Below are 22714 nucleotides of genomic sequence, written 5' to 3'. Positions count from 1 at the left end.
CGCTCATCGATGCGGTTTCCGGCGGCTGTTTGGACGCGGAGGCCTTTTCCGCTTGACTATGCGATGGATGCGCACCACCCAAAGGCCGCAAAAGCACCGGAGAACAGCGAATGACCAGGATCACTGTCATATGCAATGACAGCGATTATTTCCTACGACATCGCCTCCATGTGGTGGAGCGGCTTGTGGACACTGGCGCGGACGTGACCGTCATCACTGGAGGAAACCCGATGGACAAGCCGTCGGCCGGCTGGCGCCACGAGCACGTGCCGATCGAGCGCTTCTCCTTCCATCCGATTCTGGACTTGAAGCTGGTACGCCGATCGCTGCGGCACTTCAGGACTGAAAAGCCGGATGCCGTGCACCTCATCACGCTCAAGCCAGCGATCCTGTCGGGGCTCGCCGCCGTGCTGGCGCGTAAGTTGGGGAGTGGACCGCGGCGGATACTGATCACCATACCCGGTCTCGGGCGGCTGATGTCGCCGTCGAGCACGCGGCAGAGGGCAGCCGACCGCCTGGCGCGGTCGCTAGTGGACACCTCGATACGGTTTCTTTCGTCGCGGGAAGGCGTGCGTTTCACCTTCGAGACGACGGAGGACCGGGACGACTGGCTGCATCGCGGGCTGATCGGCCGGCACAATTCGACGGTCATCAGCGGCGCCGGCGTCGATCCGGAGCGGTTTTATCCGGCCAGCGATCGCCGGGTGCCTCCGTCTATGAAAATCCTGTTTGCGTCGAGACTGCTGAAGTCCAAGGGACTAGACGCCTTCGTCGAGGCGGCGCGCCATTACTCGGGGAACAGCAAGGTCGAATTCCTGGTCGCGGGCATGGTCGAGCCACACGATCCCGACCGCTACGCGCCTGAACTGCTCGAGCGCGAAAGCGCCATTGAATTCCTGGGCGAGGTCTACGATATGCCCGAACTTCTGCGCAACGTGGACCTGGTCTGCCTGCCTTCGCGCTACGGCGAGGGCATCCCGCGTATCCTGATCGAGGCTGCGGCGAGTGCCGTTCCCTGTCTTGCCACCGACCTTCAGGGATGCCGTGAAATCGTCCATGACGGCGTGAGCGGAACGCTGTTGCCTCCGGGCGATCCCGACGCAATGGCGGCCTCTATGATAGCCGCCATCGACGCGTATCTTGCCGATCCCGAATTGCTGGACCGGCAGGGTCGTGCGGGGCTGGAGTTGTTCAGGAATGGTCAGTTCGGCGCGGATGCGGTGACCGCGCAGTTCGTGCGCCTTCTCGTCGACAAGGGACCCGCGACGCTCTCGCCCGGCTGAACCCCCGCGCTCCGGTGCTATTCCACAGGCCTCACCCGGTCGCCCTGCCCGGAGCCTAGCGCCGTCGCCAGGATCAGCCTTATGTCGGCGGCAAGCGACATATCATGCAGATAGGTCGCATCTAGCGCCGCCAGCTTTTCCGGATCGGACATGTCCACGCCCGCGACTTGCGCCACGCCGGTAATACCGGGACGCAGCGTATAAAGCCCGTATGCCCTACGCGCCGCGATCAGCGCCGTCTGCGAAGGCAGGCATGGTCGTGGCCCGACAAAACTCATGTCGCCCGCCAACACGTTCCACAGTTGCGGCAACTCGTCGAACTTGAACCGCCGGAGAAGCGTTCCCACCGGCGTGATCGACGACGCGCCGGCTTCATGGCTCGGCATGTTCCCGGTTCCGTAGTACATGGTGCGCAGCTTCAGGCAGGTGAAAGGCTTTTCGTTCACCCCCACGCGGGTCTGGCGGAAAATCGCCGGACCCGGCGAGTTGAGCCGGATCAACACGACTGCAGCCAGGATCAGCGGCGCCGCGACCACCATCCCGATGGCGGCAAGTACGATGTCGAATGCGCGCTTCATGCAACCTACTGGATGGAGTACCGGATCCATTCGCCGAAATGCCAGGTAACGGCAACGACCGCCCCCGCGAAGGCGAGGAGCAGAAGCAAAAGGCGAACAGCCATTGGCGAAGTCACCTCGTAGAACCTATTTGGTTTTTTCGCCGTTTCGGCTTTTTTCGCGATTCTCAAGCTGTGCCTGTATATGACGCTGCTCCGCGCAGGCAGGGTTTTAACATTGTACTCGCAGGTAGGGCGCATTTCGGGCGAGCATCTGCAATCCGTCTCTAGATCGCAGCGGAAATCCTTCAGCACCGAGGGTGTGAACGTCGTTCCGGCTGGAAGGGCTTGCTCCTCGTCCTCAAATCCCATACGTCGCTCCTGCCGTGTCCCTCCGTCGGCCATTATTTAAATCCGGTAACAAATATCCGTAGGCATCAGGCAGGATACAACGATTGGCGCTCGAAGCCAGAAGTTCTCACCTGCAGCAATCCACCGGCCACCCAATCGCCTGTCTGGTGGGTGCTGCAAGCTCTCCCTGCCCCTCAAAAAAGCTTATATTTTGGCGCCCGCTTCATTCACACGCCAAGAATTCGCAGCAGCCACATCTTTCGGGCTGAGCCCCGCGGTCAACCGCTGAAGCGCATTCTCGCAGACCGCCTTGTGCTTTGCCAGCAACGCGGCGTCGAGACACCCGAATTCCCATCCACGTTGTTCCGAAACCCGCCATTGTCAATCGCGACTGTACGATGCTCCTGCTACTGCCGACTCGCGGCACCAAAGCGCATCAAGCCGCCAACATATGGTAGTCTGTGACCACACGGAAGAACGGCTGACTTCTTGCAGTCACCGTGCCCGGGTGAGCTTACGAATAGGGAGCGGCGTCGCCGAAATCCCGCTCAATATCCTTGGCAGCTTGCTCCTGCATGGCCTTGGCGCTGCGGTACTCCGGAACGATATGAAGCAGCAGTTCGAGCGCCCGCCCGCGGTCTTCACGCACTATCGCGTTCTGAAGTTCCGTGATCGACTTGTCTAGCAGCACCTTGTCCGTCACGCGGGGCGAAGCAATCACATAACCGTCTTCCGTTTTCATGTTCTGGACTTCCGAAGGATCGAAAAGCTCCTCGAACAGCTTCTCGCCCGGTCGCAGCCCCGAAAACACGATGTCGATGTCGACATAAGGCTTCAGGCCCGCGAGCTGCATCATGCGTTCGGCGAGGTCGACGATCCTCACAGGTTCGCCCATGTCGAGCACCATTATCTTGCCGCGCTGCTGCAAACGGTCACCGGTGTGTTCGGCCGAAGCGTTCAACACCAGCCGCACCGCTTCCGGGATGGTCATGAAAAAGCGCACGATGTCAGGGTGAGTAACCGTCACCGGACCGCCGGCAAGGATTTGTTCCTGGAATCGCGGTACCACCGATCCGTTCGAGCCTAGAACGTTTCCGAACCTGACGGTCTTGAAGCGAGTCTTGGTCGAGCTGAGGTCCAGGGCCTGACAGTAAGCTTCGGCCGCTCTCTTGGTGGCGCCCATCACGTTTGTCGGGTTGACCGCCTTGTCCGTCGAGATCATCACGAAGCTCGACACCTCATTGACCAGGGCGGCATCGGCCACATTTCTGGTGCCGAGAAAATTGGTTTTGATCGCCTCCAGCGGATTGCTTTCCGCCAGGGGGACGTGCTTAAGAGCGGCTGCGTGAAACACCACATCCGGCCGCATTTCAGCAAACAGCCGCGAAACCCGTATGTTGTCGCGAACATCCATCAGCCGCGTGCTGATCTTCAAATCCCGGTACTTTTCCCGGAGTTCCATATCGAGCATGTAAAGATGGAATTCCGAACTGTCGGTGATGACCAGCAGTTTCGGTCCAAGCTGAGCGATCTGCCGGCAAAGCTCCGAACCGATCGAACCGCCGGCCCCGGTCGCGAGAACGGTCTTGTTGTTGATGAGCCGAGCGATACTCGATATGTCGGCGACAACTTCGGGGCGGTCGAGAAGATCGCCGAGTTCGATCTCCTTCGGCTCCAGCAACGATAGGCTGGTGATCAGTGCGGTTTCGGTGACATCCGGTATCCGCGAGGTCTTGATGCCGAGCCTTGCCGTCTTTTCGACGATCTCACCGAGGTGCTGGCGGCTCGGGGCTGTTTCGGTGACTATCACTTCGGAAACGCGCATGCCGTTACGCGCCAGCCGGTTGGCGATCTTGTCGGTATCGGCGAAGGCGCCCAGCACCCTTACTCCCTGAAGCGTCCTGGCCTGGTTCAGGATGCTATCGTCGATGATACCGACGACGTTGTATTCGCTCTGGCCGCGGCGGCTTGCCCGAATGAAACTCTCCGCGCTGTCATTCAGCCCATACAGGAGAACGTTGCGCCGATTCAGAGGTGACGGTCCGAGCGGGCTCGTGCGCCAGAGGACTTTTTCCACCAGAAGCCGGCAGGCCAGGCGCGAGCCCGCAAGCCCAGTCACCAAGAATACCGCCGCCAGGATCGGAACCGAGCGCGGCACGTTCGCTCCGCGCGTCATCAGAAACGACGCGACGGTGTATGTCACGGTCGTCGCGAAAGCGACCTTGATGATGGTGATCAGGTCGGGGATCGAAACATATCGCCAGGAGCCGCGATGCAATGAAAGGATGAAATAGTATGCCCCGAATATCGCAACGAAGCCGAGTGTCTTTTCCTCGTTGCCAGGAACCTCGAAGGCTGCCACGCCGAGGACAGTCAGATACGCCAGGACGAACGCGGCGGTCGCAACTCCGAAATCGTGCAGGGTTCCCGCATAACGGGCAAATCGGGCGGGCAGACGCAAGCTGCTGAGTTTCATGCAATAATGCTCGGCTCGGGATGCATCTTCATCTGAACAAGTGTCATGCAACAATGCCCGGCGCCGGCACATTGTTATCTGAACAGCCGACGCCGTTCAACACAGCCGGCTCCAAAATCTCGGTACCGTTAATACCCTGCACTCCCAATCCTTAGCCGAACGATCGACCGCAACCCCTCGAATAACACAAATCTGAGTTCCCTGCCTGCTTAAAGGATTCGCTTCCCGAAAGCAGACATCACGAAGTTAACCGTTTCATGACCGATCCGGGGATCTAGTTCGGCCGTGACCGGCGATATGTCCATCGACGTCATGCGGCCGCTGAGCGCGATCGCCTCCATCGCCTGATGCGTTTCCCTCACCGTCATTCCGCCCGAACCCGGCGCCCACCCGGGCATCTCCGTCGCCGTCGGCGAATAGCTGACATGAAAGCCGCGCGTTCCCGACGATGCGATCCTGATCGCCTCGCGCATGACATCGCGCATGCCGGAGCCGTCGATCTCGGCCATGGTGAATACGGAGATGCGAGACTCCTTGAGAATTTTCGCCTCGGCCGGGTGAGCCTCGCGCAATCCCACGAGAACCACGTTTTCAGGGGAAAGCTGCGGCTGCAGCGCACCTTGCCGGCCGCTGAGACCGAGCACGCGCGAGAGCACCGATGTCTCCGCCGTTTCGGAATCATCGCCGGTTTCGGGCACAAGCGCCGCGATGGAGTCTATCCAGATAAGGCCGAGCGAGTGCGTGACGCGGGCAGCCGCCGCCAGAGCCTGATAGGCGACGCGCCTGTCGCTGCCCGAATGAAGCCGGATCAGGCCCGAGGGTGGACGCTCCACGTCGGCCAGTTCGACGACATCGTAATTCATGGCCTCAAGCCGCGAGCCGATATTGTGGCTGGCCAGGATGGGCGTCGATTTCGGCTCGGCCACAATCGAGACCATCTTGCGGCCGGACGAATCCGCGACATCGTGCATTGGTGCTTTCTCGACGTATTCGGAAGTCATGGTGGTCAACAAGGCCCCGTAGCCCATCCGAAAGCTCACGCGATCTCCGACGGCGAGCGGGGGATCTGCGTCCGTGACATCGAGCACTAGGTGATCGCTCGACGCGCCAAGCACCCGTACGCCCTTGTTGATCGGGGTGAGGCTTTCCACGATGACATCCTCGCGCCCGATATTGGCGATGCCGCGCAGCCGGTCGCCCTCGTCTACGAAGAGCGGCCGGTTGCCGAAGGCATCGAAGCCCGATCTGCCGATCGGCATGGACGGCTTCAGCTTGACTTCGATCAGTTCGCCGGCAAGGCGGAAGGCGTCGTATTCGAGGCCCGGCCAAGGCTCGTCGCGAAAAGTCTCGATGCCGCCCTGCAATATGGCTTCGCCGATCCGCAGATTGTTGATACCCCCTGGCATGCGCCCTTTGAGCACCAAGGGCAGCGACGACGAGTTGCCGCCCGAAATCCAGTCAAGGGTGATGCCTGCGAGCCGCTCGATCTTGTATGCATGCGCCACCAGCTGGCCAAGATTTTCCTTGGTTGGCACTATCGCGCCGAAGCAGGTCAAATTGGTGCCGATACCAGCGATCCTGACACCCTTCATCTCGAGGATTTTTTCCACGGTCGGCAGAAGGTCGTTCGGCCAGATGCCTTCGCGTAGGTCGCCGAGATCGACCATGACAATGATGCCGTGGACGCGGCCGAGGCGCTCGGCGATGCGCGAGATTTCGCCGATGATGGCGAGTTCCGACTGAAGGCTGATATCGACAGTCCGCACTACCTCCTCGACGCGCGAGATCGGCGGGCTGCGCAGCAGCATTATCGGGCAGTCGATGCCACTTTCATGCAGCCGTCTGATATTTTCAAAGCGCGATTCGGCAATGCCGGCGACGCCGCCGCGCAGCATCGCGCGCGCCACCTGCGGCATGCCGCAGGTTCCCTTGGTGACGCCGAAGACCTTGATGCCCGATTCGGCGCAGCGCTGCACGATGGTCCGCGCATTGCGCTCGATGCGCCCAAGGTCGATCGCTACTTGTGGTCCCATGCCTCGCCCCCAACCCCCGGAAACCCGCTCGTCGGAACGCCGCCGGAGGCCGCTACCCGATCAGCTGCGCACCGAGTTCTTTCCGGTGAGTTTCCTTTCCCAGGATAGCGCATCGCCGACGATGGCGTCGAGATCGTCATGGGCCGGCGCCCAGCCGAGTTCGCTGCGGGCGAGTTCGGAATTGGCGATGACCGACGCCGCGTCGCCAGGACGCCTGCCGCCGATCTGGACGTCGAAGTCGCCGCCGAAGACACGGCGCACGCTTTCGATCACCTCGAGCACCGAATAGCCATGGCTGTAGCCGCAATTGGCGACGAGGCTGCCGCCGCCGGCGCGCAGCCGCTGCAAGGCCAGGCGATGCGCCGCGACCAGATCGCTGACATGGATATAATCGCGCATACAGGTGCCGTCGGGCGTGGGATAATCGGTGCCAAAAACCTGCATGGAGGCCCGCTTGCCAAGCGCAGTTTCGCTGGCGACCTTGATCAGATGGGTGGCGCCGGGCGTCGACTGGCCCGTACGGCCTTTCGGGTCAGCGCCCGCGACGTTGAAGTAGCGCAGCGCCGTATAGCGAAAGCCATGCGAGGCCGCGGCGTCGCGCAGCATCCACTCGCTCATCAGCTTGGACAAGCCATAGGGTGATTCCGGCGCAAGCCGTGCATCCTCGCGGACCGGCTCCAGCCCCGCCGCGCCATAGACGGCGGCGGTCGAGGAGAAGATGAAGTTGGGCACGTTGCCGCGCACCGCGGTCTCGATCAGCGCCCGGGTCTTGCAGGTGTTGTTCTCGTAGTAGCCGAGCGGGTCGGCCACCGATTCCGGAACCACGATCGAGCCCGCAAAATGGATGATGGCGTCGACCGCGTGCTCCCGGATCAGCGAGCCGACCAGATCGCCGTCGGCCACGTCGCCGACGACCAGCCTCGCCTCCGGGGCGACCGCCCATTCGAACCCCGTCGACAGCCGGTCGAGCACGACCACCTCTTCGCCGGCGTCGAGCAACTCCCACACCATGTGGCTGCCGATATAGCCGGCGCCGCCGGTTACCAGAACGCTCATTGCAAATCTCCGCTGATCCTGACGAACTGTGTGAAACGCGACCCAAACATTGGCAACACGCATCAAGCCGCAGGCGCCTTTTCAGGTCGGCATGCCTGCGCCAGGAACCGTGTCTCGCGACTAACCTTCGACCAAAAGGCCATTGATTCAGGTTAATGCAATAGCCAAAAGCTTATGTTCGTTTGTGGGCGAGGAGGACGTGGCATTTTGACCTTGTGGCGGTCATGGACGCAAAATCCGGCAATGATTATGATCGCCTCCAAATTTGGGAAGCCAGAATGAACTATCAGCGTTTTTTCGAGGAAGCGATCGATCAGGTTCATGCCGAACGTCGCTATCGCGTCTTTGCGGACCTGGAGCGGATCGCCGGTTCCTTCCCGAGCGCCATCTGGCGCGCCAACGGGCAGGAACAGGAGATCACAGTCTGGTGCTCCAACGACTACCTCGGCATGGGACAGCACCCGGACGTGATCGCCGCCTTCCAGGAAACCGCCCGCAAGATGGGCTCGGGCGCCGGCGGCACGCGCAATATTTCCGGCACCAACCACCCACTGGTCGAACTGGAGCTGGAACTCGCTGACCTGCACGGCAAGGATGCGGCGCTGGTCTTCACCTCGGGCTTCGTGTCCAACGAAGCGTCCATTTCCACGATCGCCCGCCTGCTGCCGAACTGCCTGGTGCTTTCCGACGAATTGAATCACGCCTCGATGATCGAGGGCGTGCGCCGGTCGGGCGCCGAGAAGAAGATCTTCCGCCACAACGACGTGGCGCATCTCGAAAGCCTGCTTCAGGCGGCGGGCCGCGAGCGCGCCAAGCTGATCGTCTTCGAATCCGTCTATTCCATGGATGGCGACATCGCCCCGATCGACGAGATCGTGGAGTTGGCCGAGAAGTACAACGCCATGACCTACATCGACGAGGTCCATGCCGTCGGCATGTACGGTCCTCGCGGCGGCGGCATCACCGAGCGCGAAGGGCTCGCCGATCGCGTCGACATCATCGAGGGAACGCTGGCCAAGGCGTTCGGAACACTGGGTGGTTACATCGCCGGTTCCAGCGCGGTCGTGGACGCGGTGCGCTCCTATGCGCCGGGCTTCATCTTCACCACCGCGCTGCCGCCGGCAATTGCCGCAGCGGCAACCGTTTCGATCCGCCACCTCAAGCAGTCGCAGGTCGAGCGCGACGGGCAGAAGCGGCAGGCGGAGCGGACTAAGGACATTCTGGCCGCGGCGGGCCTGCCGGTGATGCCGTCCGCCACTCACATCGTCCCGGTGCTGGTCGGCGACCCGGAACTCTGCAAGATGGCGACCGACCGTCTGCTCGGCGTCCACGGCATATACATCCAGCCGATCAACTACCCGACGGTGCCGCGCGGCACCGAGCGCCTGCGCATCACGCCGACGCCGTTCCATTCAGATGCCCTGATCGAGACGCTGCGGGACGCGCTGGTCGAAACCTGGGACGCGCTCGGCATTTCCTACGGCGCGACCGGACGTCCCGCGATCGCCAAGAGCGAGCGCATCATTCCGCTGCTGGTGCCGAAATCGGGCGGGTGATCAGCGCTTTCTAATCCACCCCGCCAGCCTGTTCGCCGCCTCTTCGACCTGGTCGAGCCGGCGGTGGAAACACAGCCTGAAAAAAGCTTCGCCGCCCTCTCCGAAGGCAGTGCCGGGAGCCAGCCCGACATTGGCGCGGTCGACGATCTCGAAGGCCGCGGCGCGCGAATCCGCAATACCGTCTACCGAAAAGAACAGATAGAACGCGCCCTGCGGCACGCTGAACCTGGCACGTCCGGTGGCGCCGAGAATGCCGCAGGCGATGTCCCGCGCCTGGCTGGCGCGCTCGATCTGCGCCGCCAGGAAATCGTCGCCCTCGTCCAACGCCGCAATCGCGCCGCGCTGCATGAACTGCGCCACGCCCGAGGTCGAATACTGGATCAGGTTCTCGAATGTCTGCTGCAGCGCCGGATGCACGCGCAGCCAGCCGATGCGCCAGCCGGTCATCGCCCAGTTCTTGGAGAAGGTGTTGACGAACAGGATGCGGTCTTCATCCTCCATGATGTCCATGAAGGACGGCGCCCTGACGCCGCCGTAGTGGAACAGAGCATAGATCTCGTCGGCGATGATCCAGAGGTTCTTGCGCCGCGCCAGGTCGAGGATTGCCCGCAACGTGTCCAGATCGGCGGTCCATCCGGTCGGGTTCGAGGGCGAATTGACGAAGATGGCCTTTGTCCGAGCGGTCACCGCCGCCTCGACCTTGGCGACATCGCATGCCCAGCCGTTGCCGGTCTGGTCCAGCCTGACGGCAACCGGCCTCACGCCCGCGACACCCGCCGCGCCGGGAAAGTTCGGCCAAGCCGGCGACAGGTAGATGACTTCGTCGCCCGCGCCCGCCGTGGCCTGCAGCGCGAGTTGGATCGCCTGCATGCCGCCGCCGGTCACCAGAAACTCCTCCGGCGCGAATGTCCTGCCGAAATGGCGGGCGTGATAGCGCGCCAGCGCCTGGCGCAGTTCCGGAATGCCACGCTGCCAGGTGTAGAAGGTCTCGCCCGCCACCAGCCCGCGCGCTGCCGCCTGCGAGATGAACTCCGGCGTCGGCAGGTCGCCCTCTCCCGCCCACAGCGGGATCAGCCCCTCCCGTCCGCGGCCGTAATTGGCGACGGCGACGATGCCGCTTTCGGGCGCCATGCGCGCCTCGCTGCGCAGATCCTTGATCAGTGTCATGGCGAATCCATCGGTGGCTGGCGAATTAAGCGCCGTTGCTACCGCGCCGTGACACGCGGCGCAAATGGAAGCCCGGCCGCGGCGCGGCCGGTTCGGGCACTCGCCGGCTTCCGATTTATTTTTTCGCCAGCAGGTCGCGGATTTCGGTCAGCAGCGCGACGTCGGCGGGCGGCGCTTCCGGCTCTGCCGGCTTTTCCTTGGCCAGCCTGCGGCGCATGCTGTTCACGCCTTTTACCATCAGGAAAATGATCCATGCGAGAATGAGGAAATTGATGAGCACCGTCAGGAAATTGCCATAGGCGAATACCGCGCCCTGCTTGCGGGCCTCATCCAGCGAGCTTGCCGTGACGTTGGACGACAACGGCAGGAAATAATTGGAAAAGTCGAAGCCACCGAAGATGGCCCCCACGATCGGCATGATGATGTCGGCGACCAGCGACGAGACGATCAGGCCGAAGGCGCCGCCGATGATGACGCCGACCGCGAGGTCCATCACATTGCCCTTGGAAATGAATTCCTGAAATTCCTTGATCATCGTTCCCTCTCCTGTCCGCCGGCCACGACCGGATCCGCCGCTCCCCGCCGAAGCAACCGCACAATAGCAAAAACCCTCGGTTGCAAAACGGGGTAATTCGCTCAAATTCCTCCGTTTGTCCGACGATGGACATAGGGTTTGTCGAGGCTCAAGCCAGGCCGAGCCGGAACCGAAGAGGGCGCGCAGTCACTTTATTTGCAGGCCGGTATCACCTGAACCTCGACATGCTCTAAGCCGATCGCGCAATGGACTTGCTTCCCAAGCTGTGATTGCCTTGAGTGCTTGGGGCGCAAGGGCGCTTGACTGGAGGAACATCCGGGCGTGCAGGGCTGGGTCATCGTCATCATCGCGGTCGCCTATGTGACGCTGCTTTTCGTGATCGCCAGCCTGGGCGACCGGCGGGCCGCGGCTAAAGGCTCGGGCAGGCCCCGGCCTTACATCTACGCACTCAGCCTCGCCATCTACTGCACCTCTTGGACCTTTTTCGGATCGGTCGGGCTGGCCTCCGAACGCGGCCTCGAATTCCTGGCCATCTATATCGGCCCCGTGGTGGTGTTCGTCTTCGGCTTTCCGCTGCTCAGGCGCATCATCAAGCTCGCCAAGGCTGAAAAGATCACTTCGATCGCCGACTTCCTCGGCGCGCGCTATGGCAAGAGCTTCGCCGTCGCCTCCATCGCCACGCTGATCGCGACCATCGGCGCTGTCCCCTACATCGCCTTGCAGCTCAAGGCGATTTCCGGCTCGGTCAGCCTGATGGTCGAGCACTACACCGGCGCCCCGCCTTCTTTCGACCCCTTCGTCAGCGACATCTCGCTGGCCGTCGCCATGCTGCTTGCGCTGTTCGCCGTTCTGTTCGGCACCAGGCACGCCGACGCGACCGAGCACCAGGACGGGCTGATCCTCGCCGTCGCCGTCGAGTCGGTGGTGAAACTCGCCGCCTTCCTGGCGATCGGGCTGATGGTCACCTTCATGCTGTTCGACGGACCGGGCGACATGATCGCCAAGCTGGGGCAGAACGCCGATATCCGCGGCGCGATGGGTTATCGCACTTCGCTGGGCACCTGGCTGGTGCTGACCGGCATCAGCGGTTTCGCCATCATCATGCTGCCGCGCCAGTTCTATGTGACGATCGTCGAGAACCGCAGCGAAATAGAGCTCCGGACGGCAAGCTGGGTTTTTCCGCTTTATCTCGTGGCGATCAACCTGTTCGTGCTGCCCATCGCGTTTGCAGGCGTGCTGATGGTCGGGCCGCAGACAAGCAGCGACCTCTACGTACTGTCGCTGCCTCTGCTGAGCGGCCAAGACCTTCTGGCCATGGCGGCCTTCGTCGGCGGCCTGTCGGCGGCTACCGCCATGGTGATTGTTGCCAGCGTGGCGCTTTCGATCATGATCTCCAACGACCTGATCATTCCGCTGTTCGTTCGCCGGCTGCTCAAATCGGAAAACAGCGAGACGGAGGACTGGTCGAGCCTGATCCTCAACATCAGGCGGGCCTCGATCTTCATCATCCTTTTCGTGGCGTTCCTCTACTACCGCGAAAGCACCAACAATGCGCGGCTGGCGTCGATCGGCCTGATGTCGTTCGCCGCCATCGCGCAGTTCGCGCCTTCCTTCTTTGGCGGTCTGATCTGGCGCGGCGCGAATGGCCGTGGCGCGGCGCTTGGCATGGCGGCAGGCATACTGGTCTGGACCTACACGTTGCTCCTGCCGTCGCTCGGCGCGCCCGACGCCGAGATACTGCTCCATGGCCCCTTCGGCATCGAGGCGCTGCGTCCGCAGGCGCTGTTCGGCACCGTCGCCGAACCGCTCAATCACGGCGTCATGTGGAGCCTGTCGGTCAATCTCCTGTTCTTCGTGCTCGGCTCGCTCTCCCGCGCCTCCGTGCCGCTCGAGCGTATCCAGGCGTCGATCTTCGTCCCGCGCGACGCGAGCCCGAGGCCGAGCCTCAGGCGTTTCCGCACGGCCATCACCGTAAACGATCTGAAGGACACGATCGCCCGCTATCTCGGCGTCGAGCGCACCGAGCGCTCATTCCAGACCTTCGAGAGCACCGGCGGCCTGAAGCTCAACGGCAACGAGCAGGCCAGCATGGCGGTGATCCGCTTTTCCGAGCAGTTGCTGGCCAGCGCCGTCGGCTCCTCATCGGCGCGGCTGATCCTGTCGCTGCTCTTCCAACGGCACGATAGCGCCTCCAAGGACGCCTTCCGCCTGCTCGACGACGCGACCGAGGCCCTGCAGCACAATCGCGACCTGCTGCAGATCGCACTCGACCAGATGGAACAGGGCATCACCGTTTTCGACCAGGATTTCCGGCTAACCTGCTGGAACCGACAGTATCGCGCGCTGTTCGACCTTCCCGACGAGATGGGCCAGGTCGGCGTCTCGATCGACCAGATCCTGCGCCTCTTGGCGGCGCGCGGCGATATCCCACCCGATTCCCGCATCGCCACGCTAAACCGCCTCACCACTTTCGGCAGTCCTTGGCAGATCGAGCTCAAGACCAGCGGCAGGATCATCGAACTCCGCTCCAACCCGATGCCGGATGGCGGCATCGTCGCGACATATGCAGACATATCGGCGCGCGTGAAATCCGACCTCGCGCTGAAGAGCGCCAATGAATCGCTGGAACAGCGCGTCAGGAACCGCACCGCCGAACTGACGCGGGTGAACGAGGAACTGGCGCAGGCGCAGATGCTCGCCGAGGAGGCCAATCTCGGCAAGACGCGGTTTCTGGCGGCGGCAGGGCACGACATCCTGCAGCCGCTGAATGCCGCGCGCCTCTACTGCGCCTCGCTGATCGAGAAGGCCGGACGGGGCGCACCCGGCGAGGCAGCGGCCAACATCGAATCGTCGCTGGAATCGGTGGAGACCATCCTCGGAGCGGTGCTCGATATCTCGCGGCTCGACGCCGGCGCCATGAAGCCGGCGTCTACGGCGTTCCGGCTGGACGGGCTGCTGCGCCAGATCGGCACCGATTTCCAGCCGATGGCGGTCGAAAAGAACCTCGAACTGGTCATCGTCCCTTCTTCGCTCACCGTCGAGACGGACCGCAACCTGCTCCGCCGGCTGATCCAGAACCTGGTCTCCAATGCCATCAAATACACGCGCAGTGGGCGTGTTCTGGTCGGCGTCAGGCGGCGCGGCGAACTCGCCGAGCTTCAGGTGTTCGACACCGGCATCGGCATACCCGCCGACAAGCTCAACACGGTCTTTCGCGAGTTTACCCGGCTCGACGAGGGTATACGTGAGGCGCAGGGGCTCGGCCTCGGCCTGTCTATCGTCGACCGCATCGCCCGCGTGTTGCGCCTCGAAATCCAGATCGATTCAGGCCGCGGGAAGGGCACGCGCTTCTCGGTCATTCTCCCGGTAGCCAAGGCGCAGGAGCCCGGCCTCGCGACCGAGGCCAGCCCACCCCTACCGGCCGTAGGGGCGCTGAGCGGGCTCAACGTGATCTGCATCGACAACGACGCCCGCATCCTGGAAGGCATGCGGCTACTGCTGGAAGGTTGGGGGTGCAACGTCAGCATTCATCCGGGCTCCAAACCTTTCGATCGCGGCCGGCCGGCCGGCGATCCTCCCGACCTGATCCTTGCCGACTACCATCTCGATGGCGAAACCGGCCTCGACGCGATCCGCAAGCTGAGGACCCTCTACGGCAGCGGCACGCCGGCGATGCTGCTCACCGCCGACCGCTCCAACGAGGTGCGCGCCGCCGCCGACCTGATCGACGTCCCGGTCGTCAACAAACCGGTCAAGCCAGCGGCGCTGCGCTCGATGATGACCCGCGTGCGCCGCATGGCGCAGGCGGCGGAATAGAGGCGCTCCCGTCTCGGTAATTCCTTCAGAATGAAATCCGGAGAACACCCAGTGCTCAATCCCTCATCGCCTCCCTTGCGCATTCCCACCTTTGACGATGTCCTGGCGGCGCGGGCGCGGATTTCTGGCGCCGCGCACAAGACGCCGGTCCTGACGTCGCGAACCGCCGATGCAATGGTCGGGGCAAGCCTGTTCTTCAAGGCGGAGAACCTGCAGCGGGGCGGCGCTTTCAAGTTTCGCGGCGCTTACAATGCAATAGGTGCGCTAGAGGCGAGTATCCGGCAAAACGGCGTCGTCGCCTATTCCTCCGGCAACCATGCCCAGGCGGTAGCTTATGCCGCCAGGCTCCAGGATGTTTCGGCGACCATTGTCATGCCGAAGGACGCGCCGGAGATGAAGATTGCCGCGACCAAAGGCTACGGAGCCGTGATCGTCTTCTATGATCGCTATACCGAGGATCGCGAGCAGATCAGCCGGCGCGTCGCAGCGGATCGGGGAGCGGCTCTGATCCCGCCTTACGACCACCCGGATGTCATTGCGGGACAAGGCACCGCCGCGCTTGAACTGATCGAGGAGGTCGGGCCGATCGACATGCTTGTCGTCCCGCTTGGCGGCGGCGGCCTGCTTGCCGGCTGTGCGCTCGCTGCCCGGGCTACCGCGCCCGCCTGCGTCATCGTTGGCGTGGAGCCGGAAGCCGGCAATGACGGCCAGCAATCGTTGCGCAAGGGCGAGGTGGTTCGCATCCCCGTGCCGAAGTCCATCGCCGACGGTGCTCTCACCACCCGTCTCGGCGCCCACAACTTCCCCATCCTGAAAGACAAGGTCGATGACATCGTCACCGTCTCGGACGCGCAACTGGTCGAGACAGTCCGGTTCTTCGCCGAGCGCATGAAGCTTGTCGTGGAGCCGACGGGCTGCCTCGCCGCCGCGGCTGTCATGCATGGCGCAATCGCCTGCGCCGGCAAGCGCGTCGGCATTGTGCTCAGCGGCGGCAATGTCGACCTGAAAATGCTGGCATCGTTTCTGGGCAGCCGATGATCCGCACGCGGCGGAATGATGGGAATGGTCAGCTTTTCTGGAAAGCGAGATGGACACCAAGCCCGACCAGCGTCGCCCCACCCGCGCGCCGCATGAGGCTTTGGGCTTGGCTCGAACCCCGCAGCCTTGCGATCACCGCGTCCGCCAGCAGCACGCCGGCCACGTCCGCCACGGAAAACATCAGGTTGACGATCGTCCCGAGCAGTACGAACTGGACCCAGACTGGAAACGCAGCAGACGCGTCGATGAATTGCGGTAAAAACGCCATGAAGAATATCGCCGTTTTGGGATTGATGACCTCGACGGTGACACTCTCGAAAAACGCCCGCTTGCCTGATTTCGGCTCGACCCCCGGCATGGCCAAGCCGCCTTCAGCCCCGGCGCGAAAAAGCGATACGCCCAGCCAAACCAGATAGGCCGCGCCGGCGAACTTGACCGCCATATAGAACACAGGCACCGCGTGAAACAGGACCGACAGTCCGGCGGCGGCGGCAAACACATGCACGTAGCCGCCGAGATGAATTCCAAACGACGACATCAGACCCGACCAGCGGCCGCGCGCCAATGTCTGGGCCGCCACGTAAAGCATGGCCGGTCCTGGGATGAAGGCAAAGATCGCCGTGGTAGCGAGGAAGGCGATAAGCAACTCGGTTGACGGCATTCTCTTGCTTTCGGGCGTGGCTTGCCAAGACGTTGGACTTGGAAATAGCCGCCCTTGTCAAGCTGCAGCTCTACGCCGCCGGCAGCGGGTCCGTCCCGATCTTGGACAAGAGGATCACGGCCTGGGTGCGGCTGTCGACGCCTAGCTTCTGCAGCACCGCCGAGACGTGCGCCTTGATGGTCGCTTCCGAGACGCTGAGCTCATAAGCGATCTGCTTGTTCAGAAGCCCTTCGGCCAGCATGCCGAGCACCCTCGCCTGCTGCGGCGTCAGCGATTGCAGCCGCTTGATCAGGTCGGAAATCTCCGGGTCGCGTTCGACGCCGAGGTCGATGCCAACCGGCGCCGTGATCCCGCCGGACAGCACGGTCATCACGGCCGCCCTGATGTCTTCCATGCTCGCAGACTTGGAGATGAAACCGGACGCACCGAGTTCCAGTGCGCGCCGGATCGTCTCGGCGTCATCATGGGCGGATACTACCACCATGGGCACCGCCGAATGGATGCCGCGTAGGGAAATCAGCCCGGAAAGGCCGCTAGCGCCGGGCATCGACAAATCTAGCAGCACGAGGTCGACATCCTCGTTGGCCGAGACGAGCGCTTTCGTCGCCTCGAAATCCCCGGCTTCGAGGATCGTCGCGACATCGGCGATGCCGGACAGCGCCTGCTTCAGCGCCCCGCGAAACAGGGGATGGTCGTCCGCAATGACGAACTTGTAGCCTGACGGCAATGATCCCTCCCCATCCCTCCGCTTTTATGCTGCAGCGGCTGGTCGTCGATTATGCGATGATAGCCGGGCTTTTCAAGCTGCAATCGGGAAAAGCGGCCTTATCGCACCGCAGACAGCGCCATCTGCGGCAGATCGCCGGAAATTTACTTGCCTGGAACCGACTTGCCTCTGACAGTTGAATCCATCTCACGCCGGATCCCCCTATGGAGAAAATAAGGGAAGTCGCCGTTTTCTGCATCGGGCGCGCCGTCATGTTCGGTTCGCTGGCGATTACCTGCGTGATGGTCGGCTTCTCGTTCAATCCCGTATCGGCTTTCCGCGCCGGCGCGGTGCTGACACTTCTGATGGCCGCTATTCTCATCTGGAAGGCCTACGCCGCAGCCAGCCAGAATCCGAAGTCGACCGAAGTCTGGATGTATCTCGACCAGAAGGCGCGGCCCGCCAACGAGCATTCGCGCTTCATGTTCGCGGCCATCATGCGCGATGTCTACGCGCGGTTCGGACAAGCTTCGCTCGCCGTCGCCTGCCTGTTCTTCGCCATCTCGTTGGTTTTCGTGATGTTCGGCTTCGAGGCCTACCAGCCTGAGCCTCGCCCACACACGGCGCAGGCGACGGAACAAGTTGTTCCGGAATAGGGCTACGTTTTCTGCGGGTCGGCGGGCGGGGTTTCCGTGCCTTCCGGCTCCTTCTCGAAATCCTTGGCGATGCCCATGAAGCGGCGCAGGAACCGCTCCATGTAGCCCATCGTCTTCTCGAATTCCTCTTCGGTCGGCAAAGCCTGGTCGAGCTTGGCCGTCAGCCCGCTCTCCAGCTTGGCGACCCGCTCCTCAAGCGCCTCGACCGCCGCCTCCAGCCTCTCGGTATCGGCCTGGAATGCAGCGCGCTCGTCGGCCGCCAGCTTGCAGACAAGCTGGCCCGCGCGTTCCTCGCACAGCGACATCTCGCCGGTCCGCCGATCCATCCGGACATAGCCTTTTTCAGTCTTTTCCAGCGTATAGCGGTCCGGATCGTCCTGGGCAAAGACCTGCGCGCCGGCGAGCGACACGAAGAGCGCCGCGGCAATGATGGCAACGACACGCATGACTTCCTCCATTCGCGATCCGGGGCAGGATGCCTTTGGTTTGCGCCGTAAATAGGGAGAAGGCGTCTCGTCCCTTTTCCCGGCCCGGCTTCTGGCCTATAGGGCGCGCATGCGACAGACCGTTTACAAGATATGCCCGGAGGCGCTGTGGCGCGAGGCCGAAATTTCGGGAACATTTTCCGGCGCGCCGATCGACATCGCCGACGGCTACATCCATTTGTCCACCGCTGGCCAGGTCGAGGAAACCGCGGCCCGGCATTTCGCCGGCCAGACCGGCCTGCTCCTGGTGGCGATCGACGCCGAAAAGCTCGGGCCGGCGCTGAAATACGAGCCCTCGCGCGGCGGCGCGCTGTTTCCGCATCTCTACGGCGCCCTCGACCTGTCGGCGGTGACCTGGGTCAAGCCGCTGCCGCTCGGCGCGAACGGCCACGAATTTCCGCCGCTGGAGCCTTCATGAACGCCATCGACCGGCTCGGCCAACGGCTGCTCTTCGCGCTCGATCCCGAAACCGCACATGGCCTGTCGATCCGGGCGCTGAAATGCGGATTGCCAGTCGCTGCGAAAGCGCCTCTTGACGAGCGCTTGAGAGTTCGCGTCTGCGGGCTGGATTTCCCCAACCCGCTCGGCATGGCCGCCGGCTACGACAAGAACGGCGAGGTGCCGGACGCGCTCCTCAACCTCGGCTTCGGCTTCGCCGAAATCGGCAGCGTCACGCCGCTGCCGCAGCCGGGCAATCCTAAGCCGCGCATCTTCCGGCTGACGAAGGACGAGGCCGTCATCAACCGGCTCGGCTTCAACAATGAGGGCCATGCGCGCTGCGAGGAGCGGCTCGCCACCCGGGCGGGCGGGCCGGGCATCGTCGGCGTCAATATCGGCGCCAACAAAGACAGCGCCGACCGCATCGCCGACTACGAACTCGGCGTTAAGCGCTTCGCCCGCCACGCCTCCTATCTGACCGTCAACATCTCCTCGCCCAACACGCCGGGCCTACGCAATATGCAGGCGCGCGCCCAACTCGCCGAACTCCTGTCGCGCGTCGTCGCGGCGCGGGCCGCACTGCCAGACGGCGCTGGGCGCAAGACGCCGCTGTTTTTGAAGATCGCGCCCGATCTCGCCGAGGCCGAACTCGAAGACATCGCGGCGGAAGTCGCCGACAAGGCGATCGATGGCGTCATCGTCTCGAACACGACGATCACGCGTCCCAATCTGCAATCGAGCGCCTTTTCGGGCGAGGCCGGCGGCCTGTCGGGAAAGCCGCTGTTCGCGCGCGCGACGACTGTGCTCGCAAAGATGCGCCGGCTCGTCGGCCCTGAACTGGCGCTGATCGGCGTCGGCGGCGTCTATTCCACCGAGACGGCGCTCGAAAAGATCCGCGCCGGCGCCGATCTGGTCCAGCTTTATACCGGCATGATCTATGCCGGCCCAGCGCTCCCCGGCCGCATCATCGGCGGCATGGCGCGTTTCGCCGAACGCGAGGGCCTTTCAAGCATCAGTAGCCTGCGCGACAGCCGCCTCGACCAGTGGGCCGCAAAGCCGCTTTAGAAGCAGGTCCGAAGCCGCAGCCGAAGGATCGCAAGCAGGCTAAAACCTCGCACGATCAGGAATATGTGCAGCGCCGCCCACAGGCCGTGATTGCCTAACAACCCGGTCAGAACAAACATGGCGGCCACGAACACGCCGAGCGAAAGCAGCATCATATTGCGCATGTCGGTCGACCAGGTCGCGCCGATGAAGACCCCGTCCATCTGGAAGGCGAGCACGCCGCTTACGGCGGTGAGCGCCGCCCATGGAAGATAGGTCTTGGCCAAATCGCGGACATCCTCGGCCGTCGTGATCAACGCGATCAGGTCGCGCCCGCCGAGCAGGAACGCTGCGCTGGCGACGGCGGCCAGGCCGAAGCCCCACATCGACGTCAGCCACACGGTCCGCCGGAAGGCAGATATGTTGCGCGCGCCGACGGCGCGTCCGGCCAGTTGCTCGGCGGCTGTTGCGAAGCCGTCGAGGAAGAAACCCGAAACCATGAAGAAGTTCATGAGCACCGCGTTCGCGGCAAGGGTAAGCGTGCCGAATTGTGCCCCTTGACGGGTGAACAGGGCAAACGCCGCCAGCAGCGAGAAGGACCGGATCATGATGTCGCGGTTGAGCGAAACCATGGCCCAGAACGGTTCGGCGTGCAGAAGACGCTCGCGCGGCAGGCTCGGCGATTTCGAGAAGCGGGCGATGACAATGGCGAGGCCGAGCAGCATGGCCGCGAGCTCGCCGATGACTGTGCCCCAGGCGACGCCCGCCACGCCCCAGCCAAGCCAGAGGCCGAGCATGATCGACAGCGCTATGTTGATGCCGTTGAGGACGAATTGCAGTACCAGGCTAGCCGAGGATCGCATAATTTATGAGCGAGAACGGCGCGCCGAGCATCCTTATGCGGATATACTCGTCCATGGCCGCATTCACGCCGGGCGCCGCGCCCATGAACCAGACGCCGGCATTCGCAAACAGCGGCGCGAGCACGGCGATTGCGAGGCCGGAGACGAGCGCAACCGCGAAAGCACGCCAGAACACGGCCTGCTCCTCGACCACGTCGCCGCGCCCAAAGGCCTGCGCCACCAAGCCCGTCGTTCCCGAGCGCAGGAAATTGAAGGTGGTGAAGACCACGTCGAAGATCAGCGCGCCCGCCGCCAGGCCGCCCAGGAGTGCTGCGTCGCCGAACTGCCCGACCACCGCCGTATCGACCAGCCCGAGCATCGGCGTCGTCAGATAGGCGAGCGTCATCGGTATGGCGATGGCAAGGACCGACCGATTGGTCACCATGAACGGTCTCGGCGAAACCGCATTCTGTTGCTGCTGCAGCACTGCTCTTTGTCACCTTCTCGATGGCCGCCGGCGCGGCCGAGGCGGAGATGTCCCATGGCCGGCATGGCAGTGCAAGCGCCGCCCCTTTGCCTGTCCGCGGCGATTCACGTTAAGAGGCCCCATGCCGCTGCCCATTGTCCATCACCCCGGTTACGACGCAGGCTTCCCCCGGACCACCGGTTTCCGATGGATAAATATCGCGCGCTCATCGAGCATCTCGCTGCACGCGGGCTCGCCGCGCATTCAAATCTGCACCAGCCCACTCTCGCCGAGCCTCGCTGGCTGAAGCTGGCGCACGATCCCGCCTATGTCGACCGGGTGATCGCTTGCGCTGTTCCGCCGAAGGTAGAGCGCGAGATCGGTTTTCCGATCGGAGAGCGCGTGTCGCGGCGCGCGCAACTCGCAGCCAGCGGAACGGTACTGGCGGCGCGTCTGGCGCTCGCGAGCGGAATCGCCTGCAACACTGCCGGCGGCAGCCATCATGCCCGATATGAACACGGCGCGGGCTTCTGCACCTTCAACGACGTGGCGGTCGCGGCCCTGTTGCTGATAACGGAACGGCTCGCCTCGAACGTTCTGATCGTCGACCTAGATGTGCACCAGGGCGACGGCACGGCGGATATCCTGGCCCGCGAACCCCGCGCCTTCACCTTTTCCATGCACGGCGAACGCAACTACCCGGCCCGCAAGATCGCCTCCGATCTCGATGTCGCCTTGCCGGACGGTACGGGCGATGCGGAGTATCTGGAACGACTCGGCGAAATCCTGCCTGTGCTCTCAAGAGCCGCGGCGTGGGACATCGTGTTCTACAATGCCGGCGTCGATCCGCACGCCGAGGATCGTCTCGGGCGACTCTCCCTGTCGGATGACGGGTTGCGCGTCCGCGACCGGATGACGATCGGGCATTTCAGGGAACGCGGAATTCCAGTCTGCGGCGTCATCGGCGGCGGCTACTCGCGCGACATCGCGGCCCTCGCCACGCGCCACGCCATATTGTTCGAGGTCGCAGCCGAATTCAGCGCCGGTAGCTGAACAGCCTCAGCAGGATGAAGGCCGGGATGACGATCGCGGCGCCGAGAAGCAGGTAGCCCAGGAATCGGTCGATGGTCGCAAAGCCCATGTGCCACATGCGCAGGAAGAAATCCCGAATGCTTTCGAGAATGTCGAATGGCGACCAGCCGAACGTGCTCATCACGATGCCGACGAGGAAAGAGACGACGAGCAGTTTCAGGAATACCCGCAGCGGGCTGTCGCCGAGGAAGCGTGCAAGTCCGGACAAGTCATTCTCCCGCGATTGAACTCAGCGCCGACATACGCAGTCGCGGCCGCGCGTTCAAGGAAAATGGCAACCTTTGCGATTGCCGATTGGCCTAGGAGCATGATATTCGAGCGGCAGTGCGGGTATGATGTAATGGCAGCCTGTCAGCTTCCCAAGCTGAACGCGCGGGTTCGATTCCCGCTACCCGCTCCAGTTTGCCCCATAAGGGCTTGAGCCCGATTTTCTGCTCACGCTGGCAATCGGTGGGTA

At 63.2% G+C, this 22714-nt stretch carries 18 protein-coding genes, 1 tRNA gene and 2 pseudogenes; 9 read left to right on the top strand and 12 right to left on the bottom strand.

Going from position 1 to position 22714, the window contains the following annotated elements:
- The first annotated feature begins 110 nt into the window (after positions 1-110).
- Entirely contained in the window at positions 111-1283 is a 1173-nt protein-coding gene (locus ACG873_RS29890) for a glycosyltransferase family 4 protein (RefSeq protein WP_394889455.1), read from the top strand.
- Positions 1284-1300: 17 nt separating this feature from the next.
- Here the strand turns inward: ACG873_RS29890 and ACG873_RS29885 are convergent, their stop codons facing one another.
- The 5 genes from ACG873_RS29885 to galE all read right to left on the bottom strand — a co-directional run bounded on the left by ACG873_RS29885 (position 1301) and on the right by galE (position 7755).
- Positions 1301-1861, bottom strand: a complete 561-nt coding sequence (locus tag ACG873_RS29885; RefSeq protein ID WP_394889454.1) for a sugar transferase — start codon at positions 1859-1861, stop codon at positions 1301-1303.
- A 5-nt stretch (positions 1862-1866) separates the two neighbouring features.
- The gene (locus ACG873_RS29880; RefSeq protein WP_394889453.1) at positions 1867-2211 is read right to left on the bottom strand and encodes a hypothetical protein; all 345 of its coding nucleotides are present in this window, start codon (positions 2209-2211) and stop codon (positions 1867-1869) included.
- Positions 2212-2704: 493 nt separating this feature from the next.
- Positions 2705-4666 (bottom strand): polysaccharide biosynthesis protein, encoded by a 1962-nt coding sequence (locus tag ACG873_RS29875; RefSeq protein WP_394889451.1) that lies wholly within the window; start codon positions 4664-4666, stop codon positions 2705-2707.
- Between the two features lie 209 nt (positions 4667-4875).
- Positions 4876-6699 carry an alanine racemase gene (locus ACG873_RS29870; RefSeq protein ID WP_394889450.1) on the bottom strand — a complete coding sequence of 608 codons (1824 nt, stop codon included), beginning with the start codon at positions 6697-6699 and terminating at the stop codon, positions 4876-4878.
- Positions 6700-6759: 60 nt separating this feature from the next.
- Positions 6760-7755 carry a UDP-glucose 4-epimerase GalE gene (galE, locus tag ACG873_RS29865; protein WP_394889449.1) on the bottom strand — a complete coding sequence of 332 codons (996 nt, stop codon included), beginning with the start codon at positions 7753-7755 and terminating at the stop codon, positions 6760-6762.
- 278 nt (positions 7756-8033) lie between these two features.
- Here galE and hemA point away from each other — a divergent pair, with 278 nt between their 5' ends.
- Complete coding sequence (gene hemA / locus ACG873_RS29860) at positions 8034-9311, top strand: 5-aminolevulinate synthase (RefSeq protein ID WP_394889448.1); 1278 nt, start codon at positions 8034-8036, stop codon at positions 9309-9311.
- Here hemA and ACG873_RS29855 read toward each other — a convergent pair whose 3' ends face one another.
- Together ACG873_RS29855 and mscL are read right to left on the bottom strand one after the other, a co-directional pair.
- A complete protein-coding gene (locus tag ACG873_RS29855; RefSeq protein ID WP_394889446.1) occupies positions 9312-10478 on the bottom strand; it encodes a pyridoxal phosphate-dependent aminotransferase in 1167 nt (388 codons plus the stop codon).
- Positions 10479-10593: 115 nt separating this feature from the next.
- Positions 10594-11013 (bottom strand): large conductance mechanosensitive channel protein MscL, encoded by a 420-nt coding sequence (gene mscL / locus ACG873_RS29850; protein WP_394889445.1) that lies wholly within the window; start codon positions 11011-11013, stop codon positions 10594-10596.
- A gap of 321 nt (positions 11014-11334) precedes the next feature.
- On the opposite strand from mscL, the gene ACG873_RS29845 reads away from it, so the two are divergent.
- Positions 11335-14829 (top strand): PAS-domain containing protein, encoded by a 3495-nt coding sequence (locus tag ACG873_RS29845; protein ID WP_394889444.1) that lies wholly within the window; start codon positions 11335-11337, stop codon positions 14827-14829.
- 30 nt (positions 14830-14859) lie between these two features.
- Entirely contained in the window at positions 14860-15867 is a 1008-nt protein-coding gene (locus ACG873_RS29840) for a threo-3-hydroxy-L-aspartate ammonia-lyase (protein ID WP_394889443.1), read from the top strand.
- Positions 15868-15895: 28 nt separating this feature from the next.
- Here ACG873_RS29840 and ACG873_RS29835 read toward each other — a convergent pair whose 3' ends face one another.
- Both ACG873_RS29835 and ACG873_RS29830 read right to left on the bottom strand, forming a co-directional pair.
- The gene (locus ACG873_RS29835) at positions 15896-16528 is read right to left on the bottom strand and encodes a LysE family translocator (protein ID WP_394889442.1); all 633 of its coding nucleotides are present in this window, start codon (positions 16526-16528) and stop codon (positions 15896-15898) included.
- A 70-nt stretch (positions 16529-16598) separates the two neighbouring features.
- The gene (locus ACG873_RS29830) at positions 16599-17255 is read right to left on the bottom strand and encodes a response regulator (protein WP_394889441.1); all 657 of its coding nucleotides are present in this window, start codon (positions 17253-17255) and stop codon (positions 16599-16601) included.
- Between the two features lie 203 nt (positions 17256-17458).
- Between ACG873_RS29830 and ACG873_RS29825 the strand changes: the two genes are divergently transcribed.
- Positions 17459-17890: a hypothetical protein gene (locus ACG873_RS29825; protein WP_394889440.1), complete on the top strand. Its 432-nt coding sequence runs from the start codon at positions 17459-17461 to the stop codon at positions 17888-17890.
- Positions 17891-17892: 2 nt separating this feature from the next.
- Here the strand turns inward: ACG873_RS29825 and ACG873_RS29820 are convergent, their stop codons facing one another.
- A complete protein-coding gene (locus tag ACG873_RS29820) occupies positions 17893-18336 on the bottom strand; it encodes a hypothetical protein (protein WP_394889439.1) in 444 nt (147 codons plus the stop codon).
- Between the two features lie 109 nt (positions 18337-18445).
- Between ACG873_RS29820 and ACG873_RS29815 the strand changes: the two genes are divergently transcribed.
- Together ACG873_RS29815 and ACG873_RS29810 are read left to right on the top strand one after the other, a co-directional pair.
- Positions 18446-18793 (top strand): DUF952 domain-containing protein, encoded by a 348-nt coding sequence (locus tag ACG873_RS29815; protein ID WP_394889437.1) that lies wholly within the window; start codon positions 18446-18448, stop codon positions 18791-18793.
- Positions 18790-19878 (top strand): quinone-dependent dihydroorotate dehydrogenase, encoded by a 1089-nt coding sequence (locus ACG873_RS29810; RefSeq protein WP_394889436.1) that lies wholly within the window; start codon positions 18790-18792, stop codon positions 19876-19878. The genes ACG873_RS29815 and ACG873_RS29810 overlap by 4 nt, the downstream gene beginning before the upstream one ends.
- Here ACG873_RS29810 and ACG873_RS29805 read toward each other — a convergent pair.
- Positions 19875-21144 (bottom strand): annotated as a pseudogene (locus ACG873_RS29805) (MATE family efflux transporter). The gene ACG873_RS29810 and the pseudogene ACG873_RS29805 overlap by 4 nt on opposite strands.
- A gap of 163 nt (positions 21145-21307) precedes the next feature.
- Between ACG873_RS29805 and ACG873_RS29800 the strand changes: the two are divergent.
- Positions 21308-22218: pseudogene (locus tag ACG873_RS29800) on the top strand (histone deacetylase).
- On the opposite strand, the gene ACG873_RS29795 reads toward ACG873_RS29800, so the two are convergent.
- Positions 22202-22465, bottom strand: coding sequence for a DUF6460 domain-containing protein (locus ACG873_RS29795; RefSeq protein ID WP_394889435.1), 264 nt, complete (start codon positions 22463-22465; stop codon positions 22202-22204). The pseudogene ACG873_RS29800 and the gene ACG873_RS29795 overlap by 17 nt on opposite strands.
- A 118-nt stretch (positions 22466-22583) precedes the next feature.
- Here ACG873_RS29795 and ACG873_RS29790 point away from each other — a divergent pair.
- Positions 22584-22657, top strand: a tRNA-Gly gene (locus ACG873_RS29790).
- The last annotated feature ends 57 nt before the right edge of the window (positions 22658-22714 follow it).

Origin of the sequence: Allomesorhizobium aridi, from assembly GCF_043769475.1 — a bacterium.
Classification (GTDB): domain Bacteria; phylum Pseudomonadota; class Alphaproteobacteria; order Rhizobiales; family Rhizobiaceae; genus Allomesorhizobium.
This window is presented reverse-complemented; position numbering and strand designations above follow the sequence as displayed.

Excerpts from the sequence above, each read along its gene's own strand:
- ACG873_RS29890 (WP_394889455.1), top strand. The coding sequence starts at position 111 with ATGACCAGGATCACTGTCATATGCAATGACAGCGATTATTTCCTACGA.
- ACG873_RS29885 (WP_394889454.1), bottom strand. The coding sequence starts at position 1,861 with ATGAAGCGCGCATTCGACATCGTACTTGCCGCCATCGGGATGGTGGTC.
- ACG873_RS29880 (WP_394889453.1), bottom strand. The coding sequence starts at position 2,211 with ATGGGATTTGAGGACGAGGAGCAAGCCCTTCCAGCCGGAACGACGTTC.
- ACG873_RS29875 (WP_394889451.1), bottom strand. The coding sequence starts at position 4,666 with ATGAAACTCAGCAGCTTGCGTCTGCCCGCCCGATTTGCCCGTTATGCG.
- ACG873_RS29870 (WP_394889450.1), bottom strand. The coding sequence starts at position 6,699 with ATGGGACCACAAGTAGCGATCGACCTTGGGCGCATCGAGCGCAATGCG.
- galE (WP_394889449.1), bottom strand. The coding sequence starts at position 7,755 with ATGAGCGTTCTGGTAACCGGCGGCGCCGGCTATATCGGCAGCCACATG.
- hemA (WP_394889448.1), top strand. The coding sequence starts at position 8,034 with ATGAACTATCAGCGTTTTTTCGAGGAAGCGATCGATCAGGTTCATGCC.
- ACG873_RS29855 (WP_394889446.1), bottom strand. The coding sequence starts at position 10,478 with ATGACACTGATCAAGGATCTGCGCAGCGAGGCGCGCATGGCGCCCGAA.
- mscL (WP_394889445.1), bottom strand. The coding sequence starts at position 11,013 with ATGATCAAGGAATTTCAGGAATTCATTTCCAAGGGCAATGTGATGGAC.
- ACG873_RS29840 (WP_394889443.1), top strand. The coding sequence starts at position 14,860 with ATGAAATCCGGAGAACACCCAGTGCTCAATCCCTCATCGCCTCCCTTG.
- ACG873_RS29835 (WP_394889442.1), bottom strand. The coding sequence starts at position 16,528 with ATGCCGTCAACCGAGTTGCTTATCGCCTTCCTCGCTACCACGGCGATC.
- ACG873_RS29825 (WP_394889440.1), top strand. The coding sequence starts at position 17,459 with ATGGAGAAAATAAGGGAAGTCGCCGTTTTCTGCATCGGGCGCGCCGTC.
- ACG873_RS29820 (WP_394889439.1), bottom strand. The coding sequence starts at position 18,336 with ATGCGTGTCGTTGCCATCATTGCCGCGGCGCTCTTCGTGTCGCTCGCC.
- ACG873_RS29815 (WP_394889437.1), top strand. The coding sequence starts at position 18,446 with ATGCGACAGACCGTTTACAAGATATGCCCGGAGGCGCTGTGGCGCGAG.
- ACG873_RS29810 (WP_394889436.1), top strand. The coding sequence starts at position 18,790 with ATGAACGCCATCGACCGGCTCGGCCAACGGCTGCTCTTCGCGCTCGAT.